This is a genomic window from Streptomyces sp. NPDC020747, assembly GCF_044334695.1.
GTDB lineage: Bacteria > Actinomycetota > Actinomycetes > Streptomycetales > Streptomycetaceae > Streptomyces.
The window spans coordinates 154,523-178,316 of sequence record NZ_JBIRTJ010000010.1; the positions used below are offsets into that span (position 1 = coordinate 154,523).

The 23,794-nt window shown below is 68.6% G+C and carries 22 protein-coding genes; 18 read left to right on the plus strand and 4 right to left on the minus strand.

The window, feature by feature from the left end:
* Nucleotides 1-19 precede the first annotated feature (19 nt).
* On the plus strand, nt 20-481 hold the full coding sequence (locus ACH4YP_RS25905; RefSeq protein WP_398492790.1) for an imidazolonepropionase-like domain-containing protein: 462 nt from the start codon (nt 20-22) through the stop codon (nt 479-481).
* A gap of 85 nt (nt 482-566) precedes the next feature.
* Here the strand turns inward: ACH4YP_RS25905 and ACH4YP_RS25910 are convergent, their stop codons facing one another.
* The gene (locus tag ACH4YP_RS25910) at nt 567-1,619 is read right to left on the minus strand and encodes a chitinase (RefSeq protein WP_398492792.1); all 1,053 of its coding nucleotides are present in this window, start codon (nt 1,617-1,619) and stop codon (nt 567-569) included.
* 176 nt (nt 1,620-1,795) lie between these two features.
* Between ACH4YP_RS25910 and ACH4YP_RS25915 the strand changes: the two genes are divergently transcribed.
* The 4 genes from ACH4YP_RS25915 (at nt 1,796) to ACH4YP_RS25930 (ending at nt 6,786) form a co-directional block, all read left to right on the plus strand.
* Nucleotides 1,796-2,293 (plus strand): hypothetical protein, encoded by a 498-nt coding sequence (locus tag ACH4YP_RS25915; RefSeq protein WP_398492794.1) that lies wholly within the window; start codon nt 1,796-1,798, stop codon nt 2,291-2,293.
* A 19-nt stretch (nt 2,294-2,312) separates the two neighbouring features.
* Nucleotides 2,313-4,682, plus strand: a complete 2,370-nt coding sequence (locus ACH4YP_RS25920) for a bifunctional polysaccharide deacetylase/glycosyltransferase family 2 protein (protein WP_398492796.1) — start codon at nt 2,313-2,315, stop codon at nt 4,680-4,682.
* Nucleotides 4,682-5,992, plus strand: coding sequence for an acyltransferase (locus ACH4YP_RS25925; protein WP_398492798.1), 1,311 nt, complete (start codon nt 4,682-4,684; stop codon nt 5,990-5,992). The genes ACH4YP_RS25920 and ACH4YP_RS25925 overlap by 1 nt, the downstream gene beginning before the upstream one ends.
* A 95-nt stretch (nt 5,993-6,087) precedes the next feature.
* Nucleotides 6,088-6,786, plus strand: a complete 699-nt coding sequence (locus ACH4YP_RS25930; RefSeq protein WP_361054982.1) for a demethylmenaquinone methyltransferase — start codon at nt 6,088-6,090, stop codon at nt 6,784-6,786.
* A 12-nt stretch (nt 6,787-6,798) separates the two neighbouring features.
* Here ACH4YP_RS25930 and ACH4YP_RS25935 read toward each other — a convergent pair whose 3' ends face one another.
* Both ACH4YP_RS25935 and ACH4YP_RS25940 read right to left on the minus strand, forming a co-directional pair.
* Entirely contained in the window at nt 6,799-7,146 is a 348-nt protein-coding gene (locus ACH4YP_RS25935) for a PASTA domain-containing protein (RefSeq protein WP_373466232.1), read from the minus strand.
* Nucleotides 7,147-7,216: 70 nt separating this feature from the next.
* A complete protein-coding gene (locus ACH4YP_RS25940; RefSeq protein ID WP_398492801.1) occupies nt 7,217-7,723 on the minus strand; it encodes a GNAT family N-acetyltransferase in 507 nt (168 codons plus the stop codon).
* A gap of 137 nt (nt 7,724-7,860) precedes the next feature.
* Here ACH4YP_RS25940 and ACH4YP_RS25945 point away from each other — a divergent pair, with 137 nt between their 5' ends.
* On the plus strand, nt 7,861-9,165 hold the full coding sequence (locus ACH4YP_RS25945; protein WP_398492803.1) for a geranylgeranyl reductase family protein: 1,305 nt from the start codon (nt 7,861-7,863) through the stop codon (nt 9,163-9,165).
* 171 nt (nt 9,166-9,336) lie between these two features.
* Here the strand turns inward: ACH4YP_RS25945 and ACH4YP_RS25950 are convergent, their stop codons facing one another.
* Nucleotides 9,337-10,173: a C40 family peptidase gene (locus ACH4YP_RS25950; protein WP_361054991.1), complete on the minus strand. Its 837-nt coding sequence runs from the start codon at nt 10,171-10,173 to the stop codon at nt 9,337-9,339.
* Nucleotides 10,174-10,962: 789 nt separating this feature from the next.
* Between ACH4YP_RS25950 and ACH4YP_RS25955 the strand changes: the two genes are divergently transcribed.
* The 12 genes from ACH4YP_RS25955 (at nt 10,963) to nuoL (ending at nt 23,791) form a co-directional block, all read left to right on the plus strand.
* The gene (locus ACH4YP_RS25955) at nt 10,963-11,322 is read left to right on the plus strand and encodes an NADH-quinone oxidoreductase subunit A (RefSeq protein WP_033319564.1); all 360 of its coding nucleotides are present in this window, start codon (nt 10,963-10,965) and stop codon (nt 11,320-11,322) included.
* Between the two features lie 66 nt (nt 11,323-11,388).
* Entirely contained in the window at nt 11,389-11,943 is a 555-nt protein-coding gene (locus tag ACH4YP_RS25960) for an NADH-quinone oxidoreductase subunit B family protein (RefSeq protein ID WP_307523713.1), read from the plus strand.
* Complete coding sequence (locus tag ACH4YP_RS25965; RefSeq protein ID WP_361054996.1) at nt 11,940-12,680, plus strand: NADH-quinone oxidoreductase subunit C; 741 nt, start codon at nt 11,940-11,942, stop codon at nt 12,678-12,680. The genes ACH4YP_RS25960 and ACH4YP_RS25965 overlap by 4 nt, the downstream gene beginning before the upstream one ends.
* Nucleotides 12,677-14,008: an NADH-quinone oxidoreductase subunit D gene (locus tag ACH4YP_RS25970; RefSeq protein ID WP_361054999.1), complete on the plus strand. Its 1,332-nt coding sequence runs from the start codon at nt 12,677-12,679 to the stop codon at nt 14,006-14,008. Before ACH4YP_RS25965 ends, ACH4YP_RS25970 begins: the two co-directional genes overlap by 4 nt.
* 50 nt (nt 14,009-14,058) lie before the next feature.
* On the plus strand, nt 14,059-14,883 hold the full coding sequence (gene nuoE / locus ACH4YP_RS25975) for an NADH-quinone oxidoreductase subunit NuoE (RefSeq protein WP_398492981.1): 825 nt from the start codon (nt 14,059-14,061) through the stop codon (nt 14,881-14,883).
* A complete protein-coding gene (gene nuoF, locus ACH4YP_RS25980; RefSeq protein WP_361055002.1) occupies nt 14,883-16,265 on the plus strand; it encodes an NADH-quinone oxidoreductase subunit NuoF in 1,383 nt (460 codons plus the stop codon). The genes nuoE and nuoF overlap by 1 nt, the downstream gene beginning before the upstream one ends.
* The gene (locus tag ACH4YP_RS25985; protein ID WP_398492806.1) at nt 16,262-18,766 is read left to right on the plus strand and encodes an NADH-quinone oxidoreductase subunit G; all 2,505 of its coding nucleotides are present in this window, start codon (nt 16,262-16,264) and stop codon (nt 18,764-18,766) included. The genes nuoF and ACH4YP_RS25985 overlap by 4 nt, the downstream gene beginning before the upstream one ends.
* A complete protein-coding gene (nuoH, locus tag ACH4YP_RS25990; protein WP_055610922.1) occupies nt 18,763-20,151 on the plus strand; it encodes an NADH-quinone oxidoreductase subunit NuoH in 1,389 nt (462 codons plus the stop codon). The genes ACH4YP_RS25985 and nuoH overlap by 4 nt, the downstream gene beginning before the upstream one ends.
* The gene (gene nuoI / locus ACH4YP_RS25995; RefSeq protein ID WP_361055008.1) at nt 20,144-20,746 is read left to right on the plus strand and encodes an NADH-quinone oxidoreductase subunit NuoI; all 603 of its coding nucleotides are present in this window, start codon (nt 20,144-20,146) and stop codon (nt 20,744-20,746) included. The genes nuoH and nuoI overlap by 8 nt, the downstream gene beginning before the upstream one ends.
* A complete protein-coding gene (locus ACH4YP_RS26000; protein WP_398492809.1) occupies nt 20,743-21,585 on the plus strand; it encodes an NADH-quinone oxidoreductase subunit J in 843 nt (280 codons plus the stop codon). Before nuoI ends, ACH4YP_RS26000 begins: the two co-directional genes overlap by 4 nt.
* Nucleotides 21,582-21,881: an NADH-quinone oxidoreductase subunit NuoK gene (nuoK, locus tag ACH4YP_RS26005; RefSeq protein ID WP_003974374.1), complete on the plus strand. Its 300-nt coding sequence runs from the start codon at nt 21,582-21,584 to the stop codon at nt 21,879-21,881. Before ACH4YP_RS26000 ends, nuoK begins: the two co-directional genes overlap by 4 nt.
* Nucleotides 21,882-21,895: 14 nt before the next feature.
* The gene (nuoL, locus tag ACH4YP_RS26010; protein WP_398492811.1) at nt 21,896-23,791 is read left to right on the plus strand and encodes an NADH-quinone oxidoreductase subunit L; all 1,896 of its coding nucleotides are present in this window, start codon (nt 21,896-21,898) and stop codon (nt 23,789-23,791) included.
* The last annotated feature ends 3 nt before the right edge of the window (nt 23,792-23,794 follow it).

Here is a 23,794-nt window from a genome sequence, read left to right on the forward strand (position 1 = left end):
TGCTTCAACTGGCTTTGCTGTGCTGACGATTCACGTCGCGGACGAGCTGCGGTACGCCTGGGACGACCCCGATCCGGTGCACCAGACCATCAAGGACGGGGCCGTCGCAGTGGAGGGCGACCGGGTCGCCGCGACGGGGGCGCTCGCCGGCCTTCAGGAGCGCTTCCCGGGTGCGCGTGTGCGGCGGTGGCCCGGCGTTCTCGGGCCCGCCCTCGTCCACCGGGGGCCGCTTCCGGATGCCCCGACACCGCGCGAGCGGATCCATGCCGTGCTCAAGTTGGGGGCGGTGGGGGTGCTGGAGGAGTACGCCGACACGGCCGCGCTGAGGGCGGCGGCCGGGCGTAACGACGTGGTCGTGCTGTCCCAGGTCCGTCCCGCGGAGATCGCGGCCGGGGGCCGGGCGGACCTCGCGGTCTTCGACGAGGACGGGGTGTGCGTGGCGACCGTGTGCGCGGGGCGCCTTGTGCACAGGCGCCGGTAGCTCCGCTGGTTGGGCGGTTTTCGGGTGAGGGTCCGCCGCGGCGCGCGAGCAACCCCATCCACCCGCAGCCGAAATATGACCGTACTCACCCGGTGAACGCCTCCGCGAAATCCCCGGCCTGCTGGTCAACTCCGCTGCAATCAGTGGCCGCGTCATCCGCAGAGGAATTGTCCTTACACGGCTGGTCCCGGAACGTCGACCACATCGACACCCACGCGACCCCCTTCTCCTCCGCGAACGAGCGAACCTGCGCCGCGTCGGACAGGGAGAACGTCTCGTTGTCCACGTCGTTGACGCCGATCATCGAGGTGAGGGCGAGCCCCTTCCAGGCCCCGGCGTCCGACAGCCCGAATACGTCCTCCAGTTGATCGTGGGCGGCCTGGGCCGATGTCTCGGCGTAGTCGCCCATGTCCTCGTCGTACGAACTGCCGTAGTTCATGGTCATGATGTTGACCGTGGAGACCTGGACGCCGTTGTCGTTGGCGGACTCCAGCAGCGCCAGGCTGTCGTTGTCGAGCCCGGACGGCATCACGGGCAGGGTGAAGGTGACCGCCAGGTCGGAGCGCTCCTTCTGGAGCAGGGCGATCGCCTCGGAGCGCAGCGCGACCGAGTCGGAGTCGGTCAACTGCTTCCCCTCGATGTCGAAGTCGGCCTCCGTCGCCCCGGCGGCGTCGAGCGCCGCCCCGTAGGCGGCGGCCAGTTCGGAGGCGCTGTCGCAGGTCGAGGCGAGCTCCTTGCCGGAGGCGCCGCCGAAGGAGACGCGCACGGCGCCGCCGGACTCCGTGAGCGCCGATATACGGGACTTGACCGCCGAGTCGCCGATGGCCGTCGTGCCGTTCCACTTCGGCGTGCAGCCGCTGCCGCCCGCGATGACGAAGGCCAGGTTGTACGTGGCCGGGGAGCCGGCCGAGTCGTTCCCGGAGGCGGTGGTGGCGCTGACGTACGGGGCGTACGTGGTGGCGGCCGACTCCGCCGGGGCCGAGGCCGATGGCGACTCAGAGGCCGCCCCCGCCCCCGCCGCCGACGGCCGCGATGACGACGATGACGACGACTCCGAGTCCGGTTCCGAGGAGCATCCGGCGCAGGTCAGGGCCGCCAGACAGACGAGCCCGGCAGTCGGCTTGAGGAAACTCCGCATTGCGTATGCACCGCTCTCTGGTTCACGTCGTGGACTGAAAACGTCTCACAGGCGTCCGCGGTCCACGAAGTCGAGCGGAACTCTCTCAGGGAAACGACAGGATCAGGCAATTCTCATGGCCGTCTCACAACAAAATCAGAGTTTCGGACACATAAAGGCTGCCTAATATCCGGGGAATGCATTCCGAGCCTGCCATCGAATCCCGCGCCGCCGGCCACGGCCGCGGCCGCCGCCGCAAACGCGGCAACGGGTCCAACGGGTCCTTCGGGTCCAAGGGATCCGAAGACGGTCCCGTGTTCGTTGACAACTCCGGGCGCAGAGCGAAGCTGCTGCGCCGGATCGGTCTCCTCCTGGGTGTCGTCTGCATCGGGTACGCGGTCGTGCTCGGCATGGCGTTCATGGGCTGGGGCCCCTCACTCTCCCCGTCCTCGCTGCTGCCCTTCGGGGGCGGCGGCCCGGGCGGCAACCAGAACTCCCGGCCCGGCGGCGGTGTCCAGCCGCAGGGCGGCACCGGCAGCCCGCCAACGCGGCCCACCGGCACCCCGCCCACAGGCGTCGCCACCGGCGCACCGCCGGCCGGAGCCGCGCCCACCGCCGTCCCGTCGGCATCCGCGGACCCCGCCTCCGTCTCCGCTCCGTCCGCGTCCGCCTCGGCGGCCGCGGGCGCCAACTGACCGGAACGCACTCACACTCATGGCTACTACGACGCCCTCGCGCGGCCGCAGGCGTGCCCCGTCCCGGATGACACGGGCCGCGGGCAAGGCCGCGGCGCTGCAGAAACCGCGTGTCATCCTCGCCCTGCTGCTCCTTCTCGCACTCACCAGCGTGATGCTGCTCGACGGCTATCTGCGTGCCGAGGTCGGCGGCGACGAGCGTGTACGCAGCAACGCCAGCTCCAGCAAGGTCCCCGACAAGGTCCTCGACGGCGGGCCGATCCTCTCCTTCCGGGGCGGACAGGCCGAGAGCCAGTCGGTCCCCGAGAAGACCATCGCGCTCACCTTCGACGACGGCCCCAACCCCACCTGGACTCCACAGATCCTCAAGATCCTGGAGGAGAACGACGTCCCGGGCACGTTCTTCGTGGTCGGCTCGATGGTGTCGCGCTATCCGAGCATCGTGAAGAACCTGGTGGACCAGGGCAACGAGATCGGCATCCACACCTTCACGCACGTCGACCTCTCGTACCAGAGCGACGACCGGATCGCCCGCGAGATGGACCAGACGCAACTCGCGCTCGCGGGTGCGGCGGGCATCACGACCACGCTGTTCCGCGCTCCGTACTCCTCCGAGGCGGACGCCATCGACAACTACAGCTGGCCCGTCTACAAGAAGCTCGGCGAGGAGGGCTACACCAGCGTCTTCGTCGACACCGACAGCGACGACTGGAAGCGGCCGGGCGTCTCGAAGATCATCAAGTGGGCCACGCCGACGAAGAACAAGGGCGCCTCCGTCCTCTTCCACGACGCGGGCGGCGAGCGTTCACAGACGGTCAAGGCGCTCGGGACGTACATCAAGAAGATGAAGGCGAAGGGCTACACCTTCACCACCATCAGCGGCGCGATCCAGCAGACGAACGGCCAGAACGGTCAGAGCGGCCAGCAGCCCGCCGGTGAACAGGGTGAGCAGGCCGGGCAGAGTGAGCAGGCCGGCGGCCAGGCCCCCGGCGCCCAACAGGACCAACAGGGCCAGCAGCCTGATCAGTCGGGGCAGCCCGGTCAGTCGGGACAGGCGGGACAGGCGGGGGGAGTCAACAGCCTCCAGGCCGCCCACCGCACGGCCACCGGCACCACCCTCTACGAAGGCAAGGCCCTCGTCGCGGCCGTCGCCGTCGCCGAGTGGACCGTACCGGGGCTCGCGACCGGGCTCGCCGTCGTCGGCGTCGCCGTCATGGGCCGCTTCGGGATGATGCTGATCCTCGCCCGCAGGCACTACCGGCAGCGCAACAAACACCGGTTCAGCTGGGGGCCGACCGTCACACAGCCGGTCAGCGTGATCGTGCCCGCGTACAACGAGAAGGAGTGCATCGCCAACACCCTTGAGTCGCTGGCGAAGAGCACCCACCCGATCGAGATCATCGTGGTCGACGACGGCTCGACGGACGACACGTCCCGGATCGCGCGCGATGCGGCACGGTCCTTCGGCATGACGAACGTCCGGGTCATCCGCCAGGAGAACGCGGGCAAGCCGGCCGCCCTCAACAACGGCGTCCGCAGCGCCAGTTACGACATCGTCGTGATGATGGACGGCGACACCGTCTTCGAGCCGGACGCCGTCCACCAGCTCGTCCAGCCCTTCGCGGACCCGGAGGTCGGCGCGGTCGCGGGCAACGCCAAGGTCGGCAACCGCAACACGATCATTGGCGCCTGGCAGCACATCGAGTACGTGATGGGCTTCAACCTCGACCGCCGCATGTACGACCTGCTGCGCTGCATGCCCACCATCCCGGGTGCGATCGGCGCGTTCCGCCGGGACGCGGTCCTGGAGGTCGGCGGCATGAGCGAGGACACGCTCGCGGAGGACACCGACATCACCATCGCGATGCACCGCGGCGGCTGGCGGGTCGTCTACCAGGAGCACGCCAGGGCCTGGACGGAGGCGCCCGCCTCGCTCAAGCAGCTGTGGTCGCAGCGCTACCGCTGGTCGTACGGGACGATGCAGGCGCTGTGGAAGCACCGCAAGTCCCTTACGGACAAGGGTCCTTCGGGCCGCTTCGGCCGGGTCGGCATGCCGCTGGTCGTCATCTTCCAGATCGTCACGCCGGTCTTCGCCCCGCTCATCGACGTGTTCACCCTCTACTCGATGATCTTCATCGACTTCAAGGCGGCCCTGCTCGCCTGGCTGGCGGTCCTCTGCGTCCAACTCGTCTGCGCGGCCTACGCGTTCCGGCTGGACCGGGAGAAGTACCGCTACCTGCTGATGATGCCGCTGCAGCAACTCGCGTACCGGCAGATGATGTACCTCGTCCTCATCCACTCCTGCATCACCGCCCTCACCGGCGGCCGCCTGCGCTGGCAGAAACTGAAGCGTACGGGCGAGGTCGGCACACCGGCGGGGGTCGGCTGATGAGCTGGGGGACGGATCAATCGGGCTACCCGCAGGAGCATCCACAGCAACCACAGGGCTACGACTACGACTACGGGTACGGGTACGGTCGGCAGCAACAGCCGTACGGGCAGCCGCAGTACGGTGGCCGGCCGTACCCCGAGCAGTACGTCGACCGCGACCAGCAGGGGTACGCACCGGAGTACGTACCGGAGCAGGCGTCGGCGGACCACACTGCGTACCCCGCGCCGGATCCGGATCCGGCGCCCGAACCGGCCCCGGACGCGCCGCCGAAGCCCGTCGGCCGCGACCGCTACTTCGACACCCTCCGCGCGGTCGCGCTCGTCCGCGTGGTCACGTACCACACCTTCGGCTGGGCCTGGGCGGGCATGGTCTTCCCCTCCATGGGGATCATGTTCGCGCTGGCCGGCACACTGATGGCGAAGTCGCTGGAGCGGCCCGCCCTCAAGGTGATCAGGAGCCGGATCCGCCGGCTCCTGCCGCCCTTCTGGTTCTGGGGCTTCTTCGTCGTGGTCGCGATGCTGATCCACGACTGGATGCCCGGCTGGCAGATCGTCTACTGGATCGTGCCGCTCGGCGACCCGCCGGGCAACGCGTGGGGCGAGCAGGCCTGGGAGATCCTCTGGTACCTGCGGACATACCTGTGGTTCGTGTTGCTGTCGCCCCTTCTCCTGAGGGTGTTCCGGCTGGCCCCGGTCGCGGTGCTCGTTCTCTCCCTCGCCCCGATCCTGGTCGTCCACTTCCTGTGGGAGCCGCCGGACGACCGCTTCGGGAGCGCGCTCACCGACCTGGCCACCTTCCTCTTCTGCTGGATCCTCGGCTTCGCGCACCGCGACGGCGTACTGCAACGGCTCAAGCCGTTCGCCGTCGTCGTCCTCTCGCTCGCCGCGATCGGCTACGCCGGCTGGTACGCCTTCACGCACCAGGCCGAGACGGGCTCGTACGACCTCGACGACATCCCGCTCGCGCAGGCCTTCTGGTCGGCGGGGTTCGTGACGCTCCTGATGTACGCCAAGGCGCACTTCCGGATCGACTTCGCCGGGCTGGCCCGCTTCAGGCGCCTCGACCGGATCGTCACGATCTTCAACGCCCGTGCCGTGACCCTCTACCTCTGGCACGAGATCGCACTGATCCTGGCCGTCCCGCTGATCGACCAGTTCTGGAACGTGCCGGCCTTCGAGACGTATCTGCCGCTGGAGAGCCAGTGGTTCATGTTCGGCATCGGCTGGATCCTCATCGCCGTGTTCATCCTGCTCTGCGGCTGGGTGGAGGACGTGGCGGCGAAGAAGAAGCCGAGGCTGCTGCCCTGAGGAGCGTTGCGAGAGCCGTACTCACGGCGGCCTTTTGACCGGCGTACGGGCCGGGTGCTGGAGAGTCACCCGGTCCGTACTGCCACAATGGGAGCGTGACCCGCGCATCCCTGAACAAACAGCCGCACGAAGTCGCCTCGATGTTCGACGACGTGGCGGAACGCTACGACCTGACGAACGACGTGCTGTCGCTCGGCCAGGACCGGGTGTGGCGCAAGGAGGTCGCGAAGGCGGTCGACGCGCGGCCCGCCCAGAAGATCCTCGACCTGGCGGCGGGCACGGCCACCTCCTCGCTGCCCTTCGCGCGCACGGGTGCGTACGTCGTCCCCTGCGACTTCTCCCTCGGGATGCTGAAGGTCGGCAAGAAGAACCACCCCTGGCTGCCGCTCACCGCGGGCGACGCCACGAAGCTGCCGTTCAAGGACGACACCTTCGACGCGGTGACGATCTCCTTCGGCCTGCGGAACGTGCAGGACACGGACACCGCGCTGCGCGAGCTGTACCGGGTGACCAAGCCCGGCGGGCGCGTCGTGATCTGCGAGTTCTCGCATCCGACCTGGGCGCCCTTCCGCACGGTCTACACCGAGTACCTGATGCGCGCCCTCCCGCCGGTGGCCCGCGCGGTCTCCTCCAACCCCGACGCGTACGTCTACCTCGCCGAGTCCATCCGCGACTGGCCCGACCAGCGGGCCCTCGCCGAACGCCTCACCAAGGCGGGCTGGTCAAAGGTGGCCTGGCGCAACCTGACGGGCGGGGTCGTGGCCCTGCACAGGGGTTACAAGCAGACCCCGTAAGCCGCTTCTCAACTACCGCAGCACGGCAAACGGATCCCCCGGCTCGTCCAGCTCCCGGTACAGCCCCCCGGCCGGCGGCCCACCCCGCCGGGGCTCCCGCACACCGGCCCCGCCCCCGCCTTCACCCTCCCCGAAGTCGAACCACACGGTGACGACCGCACCCCGGGGCACCTCGGACCCGGGCAACGGGTACTGGCGTACGACGTAGTCGACGACGGTCAGATGGAAGTCGGGCCGATCCGGCGCGGCGAGCAGCACCCCACGCGCCTCGGCCGTCTCGCGCGCGTCCACGGCCATCAGACCGACGAGCCGCGGTACGCGCACTTCGGGTGTCTTGCGTGGTATGCGCACAGACGTCACCCCCAGCGGTACCGGCAGGGTAAGCCCTGCCGAGCCGTGCCGGAAGGTGTCGGAAACCGGGGGGAAACCGTCAGAGAGCCAACCGGTAGCACTGCCCCAGCTGGTCCGACGCCTCCGTCGTGAACGTCTCGGCGAGCTCCATGCCGAGGCGTCTGGTCACCGCGATCGAGCGTTCGTTGCGGGAGTTCACCATGGCCACCACGCTGGGTACGCCCGTCGCGCGCACCCTCTCCAGCGTGATCCGCGCGGCCGCGGTGACGTATCCCTTGCCCCAGTGCTTGCGCCCGAGCCGCCAGCCGATCTCGATCTCGCCCTTCGGTCCCCACTCGCGCGGCCACGGCTGGGCGCCGGTGAAGCCGATGACCTGGCCCTCCTCGTCGAGCATGGTCCAGAAGCAGAAGCCGTACTCGGCGTCGTGCCGCCGCTGCCTGGCCGTCAGTTCCTCGTAGAAGGACAGTTCGGCCGGCTTTCCGCCGTGGAACTCCATCACGTCCGGGTCGTCGAAGACCCGGTGCCAGGCGAACGCGTCCTCATCGGTCGGGACGCGCAGGTGTACCACGGGGAGAGCTCGGTTCACGGGGCAGCCCTTCAGCCAGGTGATCAGTACCGCTGCATAGACTGCCCATGTCCCGTGCCCCTCAGCACGCGGATTTCGAGACTTCGCACTTCGAGACCTAGAGACCTAGAGCCTTCGAGACTTGGGGAGAACCCGCAGTGACCGAGTCCCAGCCCCTCTCCGAACACACCGCCGATGTGATCGTCGTCGGGGCCGGGCCAGCCGGTTCCACCACCGCGTACTACCTGGCCAAGGCCGGACTGGACGTCCTGCTCCTCGAAAAGACCGCGTTTCCGCGGGAGAAGGTGTGCGGTGACGGGCTGACACCGCGCGCCACCAAACAGCTCGTCTCGATGGGCATCGACATCTCGGAGGAGGCGGGCTGGCTCCGGAACAAGGGGCTCCGCATCATCGGCGGCGGCGTCCGCCTCCAGCTGGACTGGCCGGATCTCGCCGCCTACCCCGACTACGGACTCGTACGGAAGCGGGACGACTTCGACGAGCAGCTGGCCCGGCAGGCGCAGAAGGCGGGCGCGCGGCTGCACGAGCGCTGCAACGTCGGCGCCCCGATCATCGACGACCGCACGGGCCGGATCACCGGTGTGCACGCGAAGCTCGGCGACGCCGACTCCAAGGAGAAGCGCGAGGTCACCTTCCACGCGCCCCTGGTGGTCGCCGCCGACGGCAACTCGACCCGGCTGTCCCTGGCGATGGGCCTGCACCGCCGCGAGGACCGTCCGATGGGTGTCGCGGTCCGTACGTACTTCACGTCCCCGCGCCACGACGACGACTACCTGGAGTCCTGGCTGGAACTGTGGGACAAGCGCGGGCCGGGCGAGGACCGGCTGCTGCCCGGCTACGGCTGGATCTTCGGCATGGGCGACGGTACGTCGAACGTCGGTCTGGGCGTCCTCAACACCACGTCCTCCTTCAAGGAGCTGGACTGGCGCGAGGTCCTGAAGGCCTGGTGCGCCTCGATGCCCGCGGACTGGGGCTACACCCCGGAGAACATGACGATCCCGATCCGGGGCGCCGCCCTCCCGATGGCCTTCAACCGCCAGCCCCACTACACGAAGGGCCTGTTGCTCGTCGGCGACGCGGGCGGCATGGTGAACCCCTTCAACGGCGAGGGCATCGCGTACGCCATGGAGTCCGGGCAGATCGCGGCCGACGTCGTCGTCCAGGCGCACGCCCGGGCGACCCCCGCCCAGCGCGAACTCGCCCTCCAGCGCTACCCGAAGGTCCTCAAGGACACCTACGGCGGCTACTACACGCTGGGCCGCGCCTTCGTGAAGCTCATCGGCAACCCGAAGGTCATGAAGATCGCCACGCAGCGGGGTCTCACGCACCCCGTTCTGATGAAGTTCACGCTGAAGATGCTGGCCAACCTGACCGACCCGACGGGCGGCGACGCGATGGACCGCATCATCAACGGCCTCACCAAGGTGGCCCCGAGGGCGTGACGCACGGACGGGCCGGAAGCGGGCGGACGCCCGCTTCCCGGGGCCCGTTGTTCGGGTGGGGCCGCTGTGGCACGCCTGAGGGCCGCTCCCCGTGTCGGGGGAGCGGCCCTTCAAAGTGCGTGGCCGGAGGCCGGAGAAGCCCGGTCAGGGGCCGGGAAGGCGTGACCGAGGTCAGAGCACGCGTACCGCGCCGCTCGCCGGGTAGCCCGACAGGTCCTGGATGACGACACCCTTCGAGGGGTTCGCGGCGTCCAGGTACTGACCGCCACCGATGTAGACACCGACGTGGTACGCCGAGCCCGCGCCACCCCAGTACAGGATGTCGCCGACCTGGACGTTGGACAGCGAGACCGGGGTGCCGGCCACGGACTGGTCCTGGGAGACGCGCGGCAGGTCCACGCCGACCTGCTTGTACGCGGCCTGCACCAGGCTGGAGCAGTCCCACGCGTCCGGGCCGCTGGCGCCCATGACGTAGGCGTCGCCGAGCTGCGCCTTGAGGAAGTTGATGACCGTGCCGACGCTGCCGCTCGCGGGGGCGGGGACGTCGCTGTCGGCCGACGTGGACGTCGAGGTGAGCGTGGTCCGCTCCGACGACCGGGTGGCGCGCTCCGCGGCGGCCTTGCGGGCGTCCTCGGCCTTCTGCTTGGCCTCCGCCTTCTTCTTGGCCTCGGCGAGGTCCGACTTGGCCTGCTTGGCGGCCTTGGTGGCGGCCGCGTCGCGCTCGGCACGCAGCTGGTAGTCGGCCGCGGCCTGCTGGGTGACCTCCGCGGACTCGGCGACCTGGGCGGTCATGTCGGCCGTGAGCGTCGGCAGCTCCATGGTCTGGGTGACCGGCTCGGCGGCGTTCGCCGATCCGGCCGCACCTGCCACTGCCAGGGTGCTGAGGACGCCACCGGCAACTCCGGCGCGCATCGCGAGCGCCGAGCTGCTGCGAGGCCGGGGTTTCCGGTGGCTGCGTATGTGAGCGGTGTGGGACATAGGGACAACCGGTATCAGGGGCTCCTCCATACCTTCAAGAAACGTGTGGTGCGCCACAGTTGTTCAATGGGCCGCCCAAATCCCGGGCGTGGCGTTCCTTATTGACGCCGTAACGGGCATTGCGGACACCACCCGCGAAGCCTGTGATCACGCCCTTTCCGCGTTACGTCCGAATTGCCCGCGACCTACCATTCGTTGGAGCGGTTGGCCAAGCCCCGTTGTTTCCCGGCTGTTACCAATGTGACGCAGGTCACGGAATGGCTGCCCCTGCGGCGGTGTCGCGCGCGTGAGGCGGGGGAGCCGTGGAGGTCGGGCCGCCGACCCTTTCGCTCGCGAGCGGGGACTCCGTTCCGCTCGTGAACGGATGCACGCACCCGGGTCGTCCACACCGGGCACTCCAACTCCCCCCGAAGTGTGAACGAGTTCCTCTATCAAGCGCCGATGTCCAACGCCAATTTGCCTTGGATCTCGCCGCCTTGATAGTGCGCCGAGGCCTGGACCAGCGATGACGGGCGAAAATGTCACCTCTGGTGATCACTCGGACGCTTCTCGTACGAAGATCGGCACTCATCCGACTTCATGATCCTTCGCCGGGTGGTGGAGATCACAAAGACGTTGTCGTACCCCGTGTCGCAGATCACAGACCCGCAGGCATAAGATGCGGGGCAGTTGGGCTTGTGACCTGCTTCACATGTACGCGATCTTCGTGGAGCCGCACGGAGCTCGTGGGCCTCATGAGGTTCATGGGGCACGTGGGGCAGGGAACAACGCCTGATGTAACCGCCAGCAGTCAATGCCGACTGAGAGGAGCGAGGAGCGGTGAACGCGTATGCGCCCATCCTCGTACTGGGAGCCCTCGGAGCAGGCTTTGCGATCTTCTCCGTGGTCATGGCCACGCTTATCGGTCCAAAGCGCTACAACCGGGCCAAGCTCGAAGCCTACGAGTGCGGTATCGAGCCGACCCCCACGCCGGCCGGCGGCGGGCGGTTCCCCATCAAGTACTACCTGACGGCGATGCTCTTCATCATTTTCGATATCGAGATCGTCTTCCTCTATCCCTGGGCCGTCACGTTCGACGCACTCGGGGTATTCGGGCTCGTGGAGATGTTGCTCTTCGTGCTCACCGTCTTCGTCGCGTACGCCTACGTGTGGCGGCGAGGCGGCCTGGAATGGGACTGAAACCCGCATGGGACTGAACCCCGCAAGGGACTGAGCCCCGTATAGGGGACAGAGGAGCCACTGAGCATGGGACTCGAAGAAAAGCTGCCGAGCGGCTTCCTGCTGACCACCGTCGAGCAGGCCGCGGGATGGGTGCGCAAGTCGTCCGTCTTCCCCGCCACCTTCGGCCTCGCCTGCTGCGCCATCGAGATGATGACGACGGGCGCGGGCCGCTACGACCTGGCGCGCTTCGGCATGGAGGTCTTCCGCGGCTCGCCGCGCCAGGCCGACCTGATGATCGTCGCCGGACGCGTCAGCCAGAAGATGGCGCCGGTCCTGAGGCAGGTCTACGACCAGATGCCGAACCCCAAGTGGGTTATCTCCATGGGGGTTTGCGCGTCGTCGGGCGGCATGTTCAACAACTACGCGATCGTGCAGGGCGTCGACCACATCGTCCCTGTCGACATCTATCTGCCCGGCTGTCCGCCACGGCCCGAGATGCTGGTGGACGCGATTCTCAAGCTCCACCAGAAGATCCAGTCCTCGAAGCTCGGCGTGAACGCCGAGGAGGCGGCCCGCGAGGCGGAGGAAGCGGCGCTCAAGGCGCTCCCCACCATCGAGATGAAGGGCCTGCTGCGGTGAGCGACGCGAACGGCAACGGGGTGAACCCCGAGAAGGACCTCGGAGCCTCCAACCTCCCGGGCCAGCGAGGCGACGGCGGCGAGGAGATCCGCGTCCAGCGCGGCATGTTCGGCGCCAACAACGGCGGGGACACCTCCGGCTACGGCGGCCTGGTCCGCTCGATCCGGCTGCCCGGACCGGCCTCCCGCCCGTACGGCGGCTGGTTCGACGAGGTCGCCGACGAGCTCGAAGGCGCCCTGGAGGAACAGGGTCTCGTTCCCGAGAACGCGATCGAGAAGACGATCGTCGACCGCGACGAGATGACCTTCCACATCGACCGCGAGCACCTGCTCCAGGTCGCCCAGACCCTGCGCGACGACCCGGCCCTGCGCTTCGAACTCTGCACAGGCGTGAGCGGAGTCCACTACCCGCAGGACAAGGGCCGCGAGCTGCACGCCGTCTACCACCTGCGCTCGATCACCCACAACCGGCTGATCCGCCTGGAGGTCAGCGCCCCGGACAGCGAGCCGCGCATCCCGTCCCTGGTCACGGTCTATCCGACGAACGACTGGCACGAGCGCGAGACGTACGACTTCTTCGGCATCGTCTTCGAGGGCCACCCGGCACTCACGCGGATCATGATGCCGGACGACTGGCAGGGCTTTCCGCAGCGCAAGGACTATCCCCTCGGCGGCATCCCCGTCGAGTACAAGGGCGCCCAGATCCCGGCTCCGGACCAGCGGAGGTCGTACTCATGAGCACGTCGCACGCATCTGCCGCCTCGGCGCGCGAGACCACCGAGGGCACCGTCTACACGGTCACCGGCGGCGACTGGGACGAGGTCGTCCAGACCGCGGCCAAGGCCGACGACGAGCGCATCGTCGTCAACATGGGCCCCCAGCACCCGTCCACGCACGGCGTGCTCCGGCTCATCCTGGAGATCGACGGCGAGACGGTCACCGAGGCCCGCTGCGGCATCGGCTATCTGCACACCGGCATCGAGAAGAACCTCGAGTTCCGTACGTGGACACAGGGCACGACCTTCGTGACGCGCATGGACTACCTGACGTCGTTCTTCAACGAGACCGCGTACTGCCTGGCCGTCGAGAAGCTCCTCGGCGTCGAGGACCAGATCCCGGACCGCGCCACGATCATCCGGGTGCTCCTGATGGAGCTGAACCGGCTCTCCTCGCACCTGGTGTGCATCGCCACCGGCGGCATGGAACTCGGCGCCACCACGATCATGATCTACGGCTTCCGTGACCGTGAGCTCATTCTCGACATCTACGAGCTGATCACCGGCCTGCGCATGAACCACGCGTACATCCGGCCCGGCGGCCTCGCCCAGGACCTGCCCCCGGGCGCGGTGGACCAGATCCGCGAGTTCGTGAAGAAGATGCAGAAGAACCTTCCCGAGTACGACAAGCTCGCCACCGGGAACCCCATCTTCAAGGCCCGTATGCAGGACATCGGCCATCTCGACCTGGCCGGCTGCATGGCCCTCGGCGCCACGGGCCCGGTCCTCCGCTCGGCCGGCCTGCCGCACGACCTGCGCAAGGCGCAGCCGTACTGCGGCTACGAGACGTACGACTTCGACGTCCCGACCACCGACACATGCGACGCGTACGGGCGCTTCCTGATCCGTCTGGAGGAGATGCGCCAGTCGCTGCGGATCGTCGAGCAGTGCCTGGACCGGCTGCAGCCCGGCCCGGTCATGGTCACCGACAAGAAGATCGCCTGGCCCGCCCAGCTCGCGCTCGGCCCCGACGGACTCGGCAACTCGCTCGACCACATCAAGCAGATCATGGGCACCTCCATGGAGGCCCTGATCCACCACTTCAAGCTGGTGACTGAGGGGTTCCGCGTGCCGCCGGGACAGGTGTACGCGGCCGTCGAGTCGCCGAAGGGCGAACTCGGGGTGCACGCCGTGTCCGACGGAGGCACCCGCCCCTACCGGGTCCACTACCGGGACCCGTCCTTCACCAATCTGCAGGCCATGGCGGCGATGTGCGAGGGCGGCCAGATCGCCGACGTCATCGTCGCCGTCGCGTCCATCGACCCCGTGATGGGAGGCGTCGACCGGTGACCACCACTCCTTCCGAGCAGGGCGTACAGCCACAGGGCGTCAGCCTGGGCATGCCCCAACTGCCCGCGCCCGACTACCCGGACGACGTTCGAGCCAGGCTGGAGGCGGACGCGCGCGAGGTCATCGCCCGCTACCCGGACTCCCGGTCCGCCCTCCTTCCGTTGCTGCATCTCGTGCAGTCGGAGGAGGGCCATGTCACGCGCACCGGGCAGCGGTTCTGCGCGGAGATGCTGGACCTGACCACGGCCGAGGTCACCGCGGTCGCGACCTTCTACTCGATGTACCGGCGCAAGCCGAGCGGTGACTACCAGGTGGGCGTCTGCACCAACACCCTGTGCGCGGTCATGGGCGGCGACGCGATCTTCGAGTCACTGCAGGACCACCTCGGTGTCGGCAACGGCGAGACCACCGACGACGGCCTGGTCACCCTGGAGCACATCGAGTGCAACGCGGCCTGCGACTTCGCGCCGGTCGTGATGGTCAACTGGGAGTTCTTCGACAACCAGACCGTGGCGAGCGCGAAGCGTCTCGTCGACGACCTGCGCGCGGGAACACGGGTCGAGCCGACGCGCGGTGCCCCCCTGTGCACGTTCAAGGACACCGCCCGCATCCTGGCGGGCTTCCCCGACGAGCGCGAGGGCGCGGTCGAGGCGAGCGGCGGCGCGGGCCCCGCCTCGCTGATCGGCCTCCGGCTGGCCAAGGGGGAGACGGGCCCCGCGCGCGTGGTGCACCCGCGAGGGTCCGGCGCTCCCCAGGACGAGCCGCCGCACGACCCGTCCCCGTCCGAGCACCTCAGTTCGCACGACGCACCGCAGGACACGTCGGCCTCCGACCCGTCCCACCCGGCCGGGCCCGCTGCCGAGGAGGGGGAGTGATGACCTTGTCCACTCAATACGGGGGCACCTCCCGGCCGGAGACCGGCGGAGAAACGAGCCCCGAGAAGCTGCTCTCACCGGTGCTGTCCGCCTTCTGGGACGAGGACAAGTCCTGGTCGCTGGACGTGTACCGGAGGCACGACGGGTACGAGGGCCTGCGCAAGGCGCTCGCGATGTCACCGGACGACCTCATCGCGTACGTGAAGGACTCCGGTCTGCGCGGCCGCGGCGGCGCGGGATTCCCCACCGGAATGAAGTGGCAGTTCATTCCCCAGGGTGATGGAAAGCCTCACTATCTAGTTGTCAACGCCGACGAATCGGAGCCGGGAACCTGTAAGGACATCCCGCTTCTCTTCGCGAACCCGCACAGCCTCATTGAGGGCATTGTCATCGCCTGTTATGCGATCCGGTCGTCGCATGCCTTCATCTATCTGCGGGGTGAAGTGGTCCCCGTGCTGAGGCGGTTGCACGAGGCCGTCCGCGAGGCCTACGCGGCGGGCTACCTCGGTGAGAACGTCCTGGGCAGCGGACTCGATCTCCAGCTCACCGTGCACGCGGGCGCGGGCGCGTACATCTGCGGTGAGGAGACCGCGCTGCTCGACTCGCTCGAAGGCCGCCGTGGACAGCCGCGACTTCGTCCCCCTTTCCCTGCCGTCGCGGGCCTCTATGCCTGTCCGACTGTTGTGAATAACGTCGAGTCCATCGCGTCGGTTCCCGCGATTCTCCACAAGGGCAAAGAATGGTTCCGGTCGATGGGAAGCGAGAAGTCCCCGGGCTTCACGCTCTACTCCCTCAGCGGCCATGTCACCAGCCCCGGCCAGTACGAGGCCCCGCTCGGCATCACGCTTCGTCAGCTCCTCGACATGAGCGGCGGCATCAGGAAGGGACACCGCCTCAAGTTCTGGACGCCGGGCGGCTCCTCGACCCCGATGTTCACCGACGAGCACCTCGACGTCCCTCTTGACTACGAAGGAGTGGGCGCCGCGGGTTCCATGCTCGGCACAAAAGCACTCCAGTGCTTCGACGAGACGACCTGCGTCGTCCGTGCCGTCACGCGGTGGACCGAGTTCTACGCCCACGAGTCCTGCGGCAAGTGCACGCCCTGCCGCGAAGGGACGTACTGGCTCGTGCAGTTGCTGCGCGACATCGAGGCCGGCAAGGGCGTCATGTCCGACCTCGACAAGCTGAACGACATCGCCGACAACATCAACGGCAAGTCCTTCTGCGCCCTCGGCGACGGCGCCGCCTCGCCGATCTTCTCCTCGCTCAAGTACTTCCGCGCGGAGTACGAGGAGCACATCAACGGCCGGGGCTGCCCCTTCGACCCCGCCAAGTCGACGGCCTGGGCCGACAAGGACAAGCACACGGAGGTGAACGCATGACGGTAACCACGAGCGCTCCCTCCGGAGGCGGGGAGGCTGCGGTTCCGCCGGAGGATCTCGTCGCGCTGACCATCGACGGCGTCGAGATCAGCGTGCCCAAGGGCACCCTGGTCATCCGCGCCGCCGAACAGCTCGGCATCGAGATCCCCCGGTTCTGCGACCATCCGCTCCTCGACCCGGCCGGTGCCTGCCGTCAGTGCATCGTCGAGGTCGAGGGCCAGCGCAAGCCCATGGCGTCCTGCACGATCACCTGTACGGACGGGATGGTCGTCAAGACCCACCTCACCTCTCCTGTCGCCGAGAAGGCCCAGAAGGGTGTGATGGAGCTCCTGCTCATCAACCACCCGCTGGACTGCCCGGTCTGCGACAAGGGCGGCGAGTGCCCCCTGCAGAACCAGGCCATGTCGCACGGCTACTCCGAGTCCCGCTTCGACGGCAAGAAGCGCACGTACGAGAAGCCCGTCCCGATCTCCACCCAGGTGCTGCTCGACCGCGAACGGTGCGTGCTGTGCGCCCGCTGCACCCGGTTCTCCAACCAGATCGCGGGCGACCCGATGATCGAGCTGATCGAGCGGGGCGCGCTCCAGCAGGTCGGTACCGGCGAGGGCGACCCCTTCGAGTCGTACTTCTCCGGGAACACCATCCAGATCTGCCCGGTCGGCGCGCTGACGTCGGCGGCGTATCGCTTCCGCTCCCGGCCGTTCGACCTCGTCTCGTCGCACTCGGTGTGCGAGCACTGCTCCGGCGGCTGCGCGACCCGCACCGACCACCGACGCGGCAAGGTCATGCGGCGCCTCGCCTCCCCGGACCCCGAGGTCAACGAGGAGTGGCTCTGCGACAAGGGGCGGTTCGGCTTCCGGTACGCCCAGCAGCGGGACCGGCTGCAGACCCCCCTGGTGCGCGGCGAGTCCGGTGAGCTGGAGCCCGCTTCCTGGCCGGAGGCCCTGGAGGCCGCGGCCCAGGGGCTGCTTGCCGCCCGCTCCCGGTCCGCCGTCCTCACCGGCGGCCGGCTGACCGTCGAGGACGCCTACGCGTACAGCAAGTTCGCGCGCGTGGCCCTCGACACGAACGACATCGACTTCCGCGCGCGCGTGCACAGCGGCGAGGAGGCCGACTTCCTGGCCGCCCGGGTCGCCGGACGCGGACGTGACCTCGACGGTACGGGCGTCACGTACACCGCACTGGAGAAGGCACCCGCCGTCCTGCTCGCCGGATTCGAGTCCGAGGAGGAGGCGCCCGGTGTCTTCCTGAGGCTGCGCAAGGCCTGGCGGGGACACGGGCAGAAGACGTTCTCGCTGGCCACACACGCCACCCGCGGCCTGGAGAAGGCGGGCGGCACACTGCTGCCGGCCGCCCCCGGCACCGAGACCGAGTGGCTGGACGCGCTCGCCTCCGGGACCGGCCTGGAGGGCGACGGGGCGAAGGCCGCCGAGGCGCTGCGCACCGAGGGCGCCGTGATCGTCGTCGGCGAGCGGCTGGCCGCCGTGGAGGGCGGGCTCACCGCCGCCGTACGGGCCTCCACCGCGACCGGCGCCCAGCTGGTGTGGATCCCGCGCCGGGCCGGGGAGCGCGGCGCGATCGAGGCGGGGGCGCTGCCCTCGCTGCTGCCCGGCGGACGCCCGGCCACCGACCCGCGCGCGCGGGACGAGGTCACGCTGGCCTGGGGAATCGCCGCGCTGCCGCACCGCCACGGCCGCGACACCGGACAGATCGTCGAGGCCGCCGCCACCGGAGAGCTCTCCGCGCTCGTCGTCGCGGGCGTCGAGGTCGCCGACCTTCCCGACCCGGCACGCGCGCGTGAAGCACTTTCCGCGGTGGGCTTCCTGGTGTCGCTGGAACTGCGCCCCAGTGAGGTCACCGGACACGCGGACGTCGTCTTCCCGGTGGCCGCGGTCGCCGAGAAGGCGGGCACCTTCCTCAACTGGGAAGGCCGCGCACGCCTCTTCGAGTCCGCGCTCAAGCCCGAGCAGCTGACCCGCCGGGTGTCGCCCACCGACGGGCGCGTCCTGCAGATGCTGGCCGACGCCATGGACGTACACCTGGGGCTGCCGGACCTGCGCACCGCGCGCGTGGAGCTGGACCGGCTCGGCACCTGGGACGGCCCGCGGGCCACCGGACCCGTGGAGACCGCGGCCGTGCTGCCGCGGCCCGCCTCGGGCGAGGCGGTGCTCGCCGGACACCGGCTGCTGCTCGACCAGGGCCGTCTCCAGGAGGGCGACGAGGCGCTCGCCGGGACGCGGCATGCCGCACACGCGCGCGTGTCGGCCGCCACGGCCGCCGAGGCGGGCGTCAAGAACGGCGACCTGCTCGCCGTGACCGGCCCCTCCGGAGTGGTCGAACTTCCCCTTCGGATCACGGAGATGCCCGACCGCGTGGTCTGGCTCCCGCTGAACTCCGCCGGGGGAGGCGTCGCCTCGGACACGGGCGCGCTGCCCGGCGCGCTCGTCCGCATCGGCCCGGCGACGCTCGCCGCCGAGACCCCCAAGGAGGTGGAGGCATGACCGGAAACCTCGCCGCGCCCGTGTACCTGGCCGCGGAGGACCTCTCCATGTTCGGCCGCGACCCCTGGTGGCTCGTCGTCATCAAGGCGGTCTTCTGCTTCGCCTTCCTGATGATCACCGTGCTGTTCTCCATCGTGTGGGAACGCAAGGTCGTCGCCTGGATGCAGCTGCGCATCGGCCCCAACCGGCACGGCCCCTGGGGCATGCTCCAGTCGCTCGCCGACGGCATCAAGCTGATGCTCAAGGAAGACCTGATCGTCAAGCGCGCGGACAAGGTCGTCTACATCCTCGCGCCGATCGTGGCCGCGATCCCGGCCTTCATGGCGATCGCCGTGATCCCCTTCGGGCCGGCCGACAACCAGATCTCGATCTTCGGCCAGCGCACCACGATGCAGCTCACCGACCTGCCGATCGCGATGCTCTACATCCTTGCGGTCGCCTCGGTGGGCATCTACGGGATCGTGCTCGCGGGCTGGTCCTCCGGATCGACGTATCCGCTCCTCGGCGGTCTGCGCTCCTGCGCGCAGATGATCTCGTACGAGATCGCCATGGGCGCCGCGTTCGCGTCGGTGTTCCTGTACTCCGGCTCGATGTCGACCTCGGAGATCGTCGCGCAGCAGCAGGACCGCTGGTACATCATCCTGCTGCCGGTGTCGTTCCTGATCTACATCGTGACGATGGTCGGCGAGACCAACCGCGCCCCCTTCGACATGCCGGAGTCCGAGGGCGACCTGGTCGGCGGCTTCAACACCGAGTACTCGTCCATCAAGTTCGCGCTGTTCATGCTCGCCGAGTACGTGAACATGGTGACCGTCTCGGCGGTCTCCGTGACGCTCTTCCTGGGCGGCTGGCGGGCTCCCTGGCCGGTCAGCACCTTCTGGGAGGGCGCGAACCACGGCTGGTGGCCGATGCTCTGGTTCGTCATCAAGGTGCAGCTGCTGCTGTTCTTCTTCATCTGGCTGCGCGGCACGCTGCCCCGCGTCCGCTACGACCAGCTGATGAAGCTCGGCTGGAAGGTCCTCATCCCGGTCTCCGTGGTCTGGCTGATGTGCGTCGCGACCGTACGGACCCTGCGGAACGAGAACTACGACTTCGCCGACATCGCCCTGTACGTGGCGGGCGCGGTCCTTGTCCTGCTGTTGCTGTCCTTCATCGCCGACATGTACCGCGACCGGAAGGACGCCCAGGAGACGCCGGAAGAACCCGTCGCCTTCGACCCGATGGCGGGCGGATTCCCCGTACCGCCGCTGCCCGGACAGGAGCTGCCGCCGGTGCCCCGGCGACGTCCGCGCCGGGAGCGGGAGTTGATTGTCAGTGGTGGCGTGAATACTGACAGTGACGGAACCGATGGACCTCGTGACGGAAAGGAGGCGTCCGATGGCTGATGAGCAGAAGGAGACCAAACCCGGTTTCCAGAATCCCGTCGCAGGCTTCGGCGTGACCTTCAAGGCCATGTTCAAGAAGCGGCTGACCGAGCAGTATCCGGAGCAGCAGAAGACCACCGCCCCGCGGTTCCACGGCCGGCACCAGCTCAACCGCCATCCGGACGGCCTGGAGAAATGCATCGGCTGCGAGCTGTGCGCCTGGGCCTGTCCCGCGGACGCCATCTATGTGGAGGGCGCGGAGAACACCGAGGAGGAGCGCTACTCCCCGGGGGAGCGGTACGGCCGCGTCTACCAGATCAACTACGCCCGCTGCATCCTGTGCGGCCTGTGCATCGAGGCGTGCCCCACGCGCGCGCTGACGATGACCAACGAGTTCGAGCTGGCGGACAGCAGCCGCGCCAACCTCATCTACACCAAGGAGCAGCTGCTCGCCGGTCTTGAGGAGGGCATGGTCGAGTCACCGCACTCGATCTTCCCGGGCATGGACGAGGGCGACTACTACCGGGGCCTGGTCACGGAGGCCGCGCCCGGCACGGTGCCCCAAGTCGCCGTCTCCAAGGGAGAGAAGCCCGAGGAAGACGAGGTGGACGCATGAGCGCGCAGGTCGCCGCCCACGCCACCTCCCTCGCGGCCTACTCGACGTCCACCGGCGAGGCCTTCCAGTTCTGGATCCTCGGCACCGTCGCCGTGATCGGCGCCCTGTGCACCGTCCTCATGAAGAAGGCCGTGCACAGCGCGCTCTGCCTCGCCGGGACCATGATCATCCTGGCGGTGTTCTACCTCGCCAACGGCGCGTACTTCCTGGGCATCGTCCAGATCGTCGTCTACACCGGCGCGATCATGATGCTGTTCCTCTTCGTGGTCATGCTCGTCGGTGTCACCGCGGCGGACTCCCTGAAGGAGACCATCAAGGGCCAGCGCTGGCTGGCCCTCCTGTGCGGCCTCGGCTTCGGGATCCTGCTCTGCGCGGGCATCGGCAACGCGTCGCTCTCGGAGTTCAACGGCCTGACCCAGGCCAACTCCGGTGGCAACGTGGAGGGTCTGGCGGCCCTCATCTTCACGAAGTACGTCTTCGCCTTCGAGATCACCGGCGCCCTGCTCATCACAGCCGCAGTCGGCGCCATGGTGCTCACCCACCGCGAGCGCACCGAGCGGGCCAAGACCCAGCGCGAACTGGCCGGGGAGCGCGTGCGGGCGAACAAGCAGCTCCCGCCGCTGCCCGCCCCCGGCGTCTACGCCCGGCACAACGCGGTGGACATCGCCGGCCTCCTGCCGGACGGCACCCCGTCCGAGCTCACGGTCATCAAGACACTGCGTGACCGCGGCCAGATCCGTGACGTGTCGGACGAGGCGATCAAGGACCTCAAGGCGCTGGAGCAGCGCTCCGAGGAGCGGCTCGGCCGCGAAGAGCGGGAAGAGGAGGCCGCGAAGTGAACCCCGTCAACTACCTCTACCTCGCCGCCCTGTTGTTCACGATCGGCGCCACCGGCGTCCTGATCAGGCGCAACGCGATCGTGGTGTTCATGTGCATCGAGCTCATGCTCAACGCCTGCAACCTCGCGTTCGTCGCCTTCTCCCGGATGCACGGCAATCTCGACGGCCAGATCATCGCCTTCTTCACGATGGTCGTCGCCGCCGCGGAGGTCGTGGTCGGGCTCGCGATCATCGTGTCGCTGTTCCGTTCCCGCCACTCGGCCTCGGTCGACGACGCCAGCCTGATGAAGCTGTAAGGGGTCGCTGAATCGTGGAGAACCTGATTGCGCTGCTTGTGGCGGCGCCTCTGCTCGGAGCGGCCGTACTGCTGTGCGGCGGCCGGCGGCTCGATGCCGTCGGCCACTGGATCGGTACGGCTCTCGCGTCCGTCTCCTTCGTGATCGGCGCGATCCTCTTCGCCGACATGCTGGGCAAGGACGCCGAACACCGGGCCATCGGCCAGCACCTGTTCAGCTGGATCCCCGTAGAGGGCTTCCAGGCTGACGTGGCCTTCCAGCTCGACCAGTTGTCGATGACGTTCGTGCTGCTGATCACGGGCGTCGGCTCGCTGATCCACGTGTACTCGATCGGGTACATGGAGCACGACGAGCGGCGCCGCCGCTTCTTCGGCTATCTGAACCTGTTCCTCGCGGCGATGCTGCTGCTCGTCCTCGCGGACAACTACCTGCTGCTGTACGTCGGCTGGGAGGGCGTCGGCCTCGCCTCGTACCTCCTGATCGGCTTCTGGCAGCACAAGCCCAGCGCCGCCACCGCCGCGAAGAAGGCCTTCCTGGTCAACCGCGTCGGCGACATGGGCCTGTCGATCGCGATCATGCTGATGTTCACCACCTTCGGGACCTTCGCCTTCGGGCCGGTCCTGGAGGCCACCGGTGAGACCGGCGAGGGCAAGCTCACCGCCATCGCCCTGATGCTGCTGCTCGCCGCCTGCGGCAAGTCCGCCCAGGTGCCGCTGCAGTCCTGGCTCGGGGACGCGATGGAGGGCCCGACCCCGGTCTCGGCCCTCATCCACGCCGCGACCATGGTGACCGCGGGCGTGTACCTGATCGTCCGCTCCGCCGACATCTTCAACGCCGCGCCGGACGCCCAGCTCGTGACCACCGTGGTCGGAGCGGTCACGCTCCTCTTCGGTGCGATCGTCGGTTGCGCCAAGGACGACATCAAGAAGGCGCTCGCCGGTTCGACGATGTCGCAGATCGGCTACATGATCCTCGCGGCGGGCCTCGGCCCCATCGGGTACGTCTTCGCGATCATGCACCTGGTGACGCACGGCTTCTTCAAGGCCGGGCTCTTCCTCGGCGCCGGTTCGGTCATGCACGGCATGAACGAAGAGGTCGACATGAGGAAGTACGGCGGCCTCAGGAAGTACATGCCGGTCACCTTCGTGACGTTCGGCCTCGGTTACCTGGCCATCATCGGCTTCCCGGGCCTGTCCGGCTTCTTCTCCAAGGACAAGATCATCGAGGCGGCCTTCGCCAAGGGCGGCACCGAGGGCTGGATCCTCGGCAGCGTGGCCCTGCTCGGCGCGGCCATCACCGCGTACTACATGACGCGCGTGATGCTGATGACCTTCTTCGGAGAGAAGCGCTGGCAGCCCGACGAGAACGGCCACGAGCCGCACCCGCACGAGTCCCCCAGGTCCATGACGATCCCGATGATCGTGCTGGCCTTCGGATCGGTCTTCGCGGGCGGGTTCTTCAGCATCGGCGACCGGTTCGTGCACTGGCTGGAGCCCGTCACCGAGCACGCGCACGGCAACCCGCCGGTCAGCGCGACGACGGTCACGCTCGCCACCATGGTCGTGCTCGTCATCGGCGTCGCTCTCGCCTACGTCCAGTACGGGCGCCGTCCCGTCCCGGTGGTCGCCCCGCGCGGCTCCCTGCTCACCCGGGCCGCCCGGCGCGACCTTCTCCAGGACGACTTCAACCACGTCGTCCTCGTACGCGGCGGAGAGCACCTCACGCGCTCCCTGGTGTACGTCGACCACACCCTGGTCGACGGGGTCGTGAACGGCACGGCGGCCTCGATGGGCGGCCTCTCCGGACGGCTCCGCAAGCTGCAGAACGGCTATGCGCGGTCGTACGCGGTCTCCATGTTCGGCGGTGCTGCGATCCTCATCGCCGCGACCCTGTTGATGAGGGCGGTCTGATAC

Excerpts from the sequence above, each read along its gene's own strand:
- ACH4YP_RS25910 (WP_398492792.1), bottom strand. The coding sequence starts at position 1,619 with ATGCGGAGTTTCCTCAAGCCGACTGCCGGGCTCGTCTGTCTGGCGGCC.
- ACH4YP_RS25915 (WP_398492794.1), top strand. The coding sequence starts at position 1,796 with ATGCATTCCGAGCCTGCCATCGAATCCCGCGCCGCCGGCCACGGCCGC.
- ACH4YP_RS25920 (WP_398492796.1), top strand. The coding sequence starts at position 2,313 with ATGGCTACTACGACGCCCTCGCGCGGCCGCAGGCGTGCCCCGTCCCGG.
- ACH4YP_RS25925 (WP_398492798.1), top strand. The coding sequence starts at position 4,682 with ATGAGCTGGGGGACGGATCAATCGGGCTACCCGCAGGAGCATCCACAG.
- ACH4YP_RS25950 (WP_361054991.1), bottom strand. The coding sequence starts at position 10,173 with ATGGAGGAGCCCCTGATACCGGTTGTCCCTATGTCCCACACCGCTCAC.
- ACH4YP_RS25960 (WP_307523713.1), top strand. The coding sequence starts at position 11,389 with ATGGGACTCGAAGAAAAGCTGCCGAGCGGCTTCCTGCTGACCACCGTC.
- ACH4YP_RS25970 (WP_361054999.1), top strand. The coding sequence starts at position 12,677 with ATGAGCACGTCGCACGCATCTGCCGCCTCGGCGCGCGAGACCACCGAG.
- nuoE (WP_398492981.1), top strand. The coding sequence starts at position 14,059 with ATGCCCCAACTGCCCGCGCCCGACTACCCGGACGACGTTCGAGCCAGG.
- nuoF (WP_361055002.1), top strand. The coding sequence starts at position 14,883 with ATGACCTTGTCCACTCAATACGGGGGCACCTCCCGGCCGGAGACCGGC.
- ACH4YP_RS25985 (WP_398492806.1), top strand. The coding sequence starts at position 16,262 with ATGACGGTAACCACGAGCGCTCCCTCCGGAGGCGGGGAGGCTGCGGTT.
- nuoH (WP_055610922.1), top strand. The coding sequence starts at position 18,763 with ATGACCGGAAACCTCGCCGCGCCCGTGTACCTGGCCGCGGAGGACCTC.
- nuoI (WP_361055008.1), top strand. The coding sequence starts at position 20,144 with ATGGCTGATGAGCAGAAGGAGACCAAACCCGGTTTCCAGAATCCCGTC.
- ACH4YP_RS26000 (WP_398492809.1), top strand. The coding sequence starts at position 20,743 with ATGAGCGCGCAGGTCGCCGCCCACGCCACCTCCCTCGCGGCCTACTCG.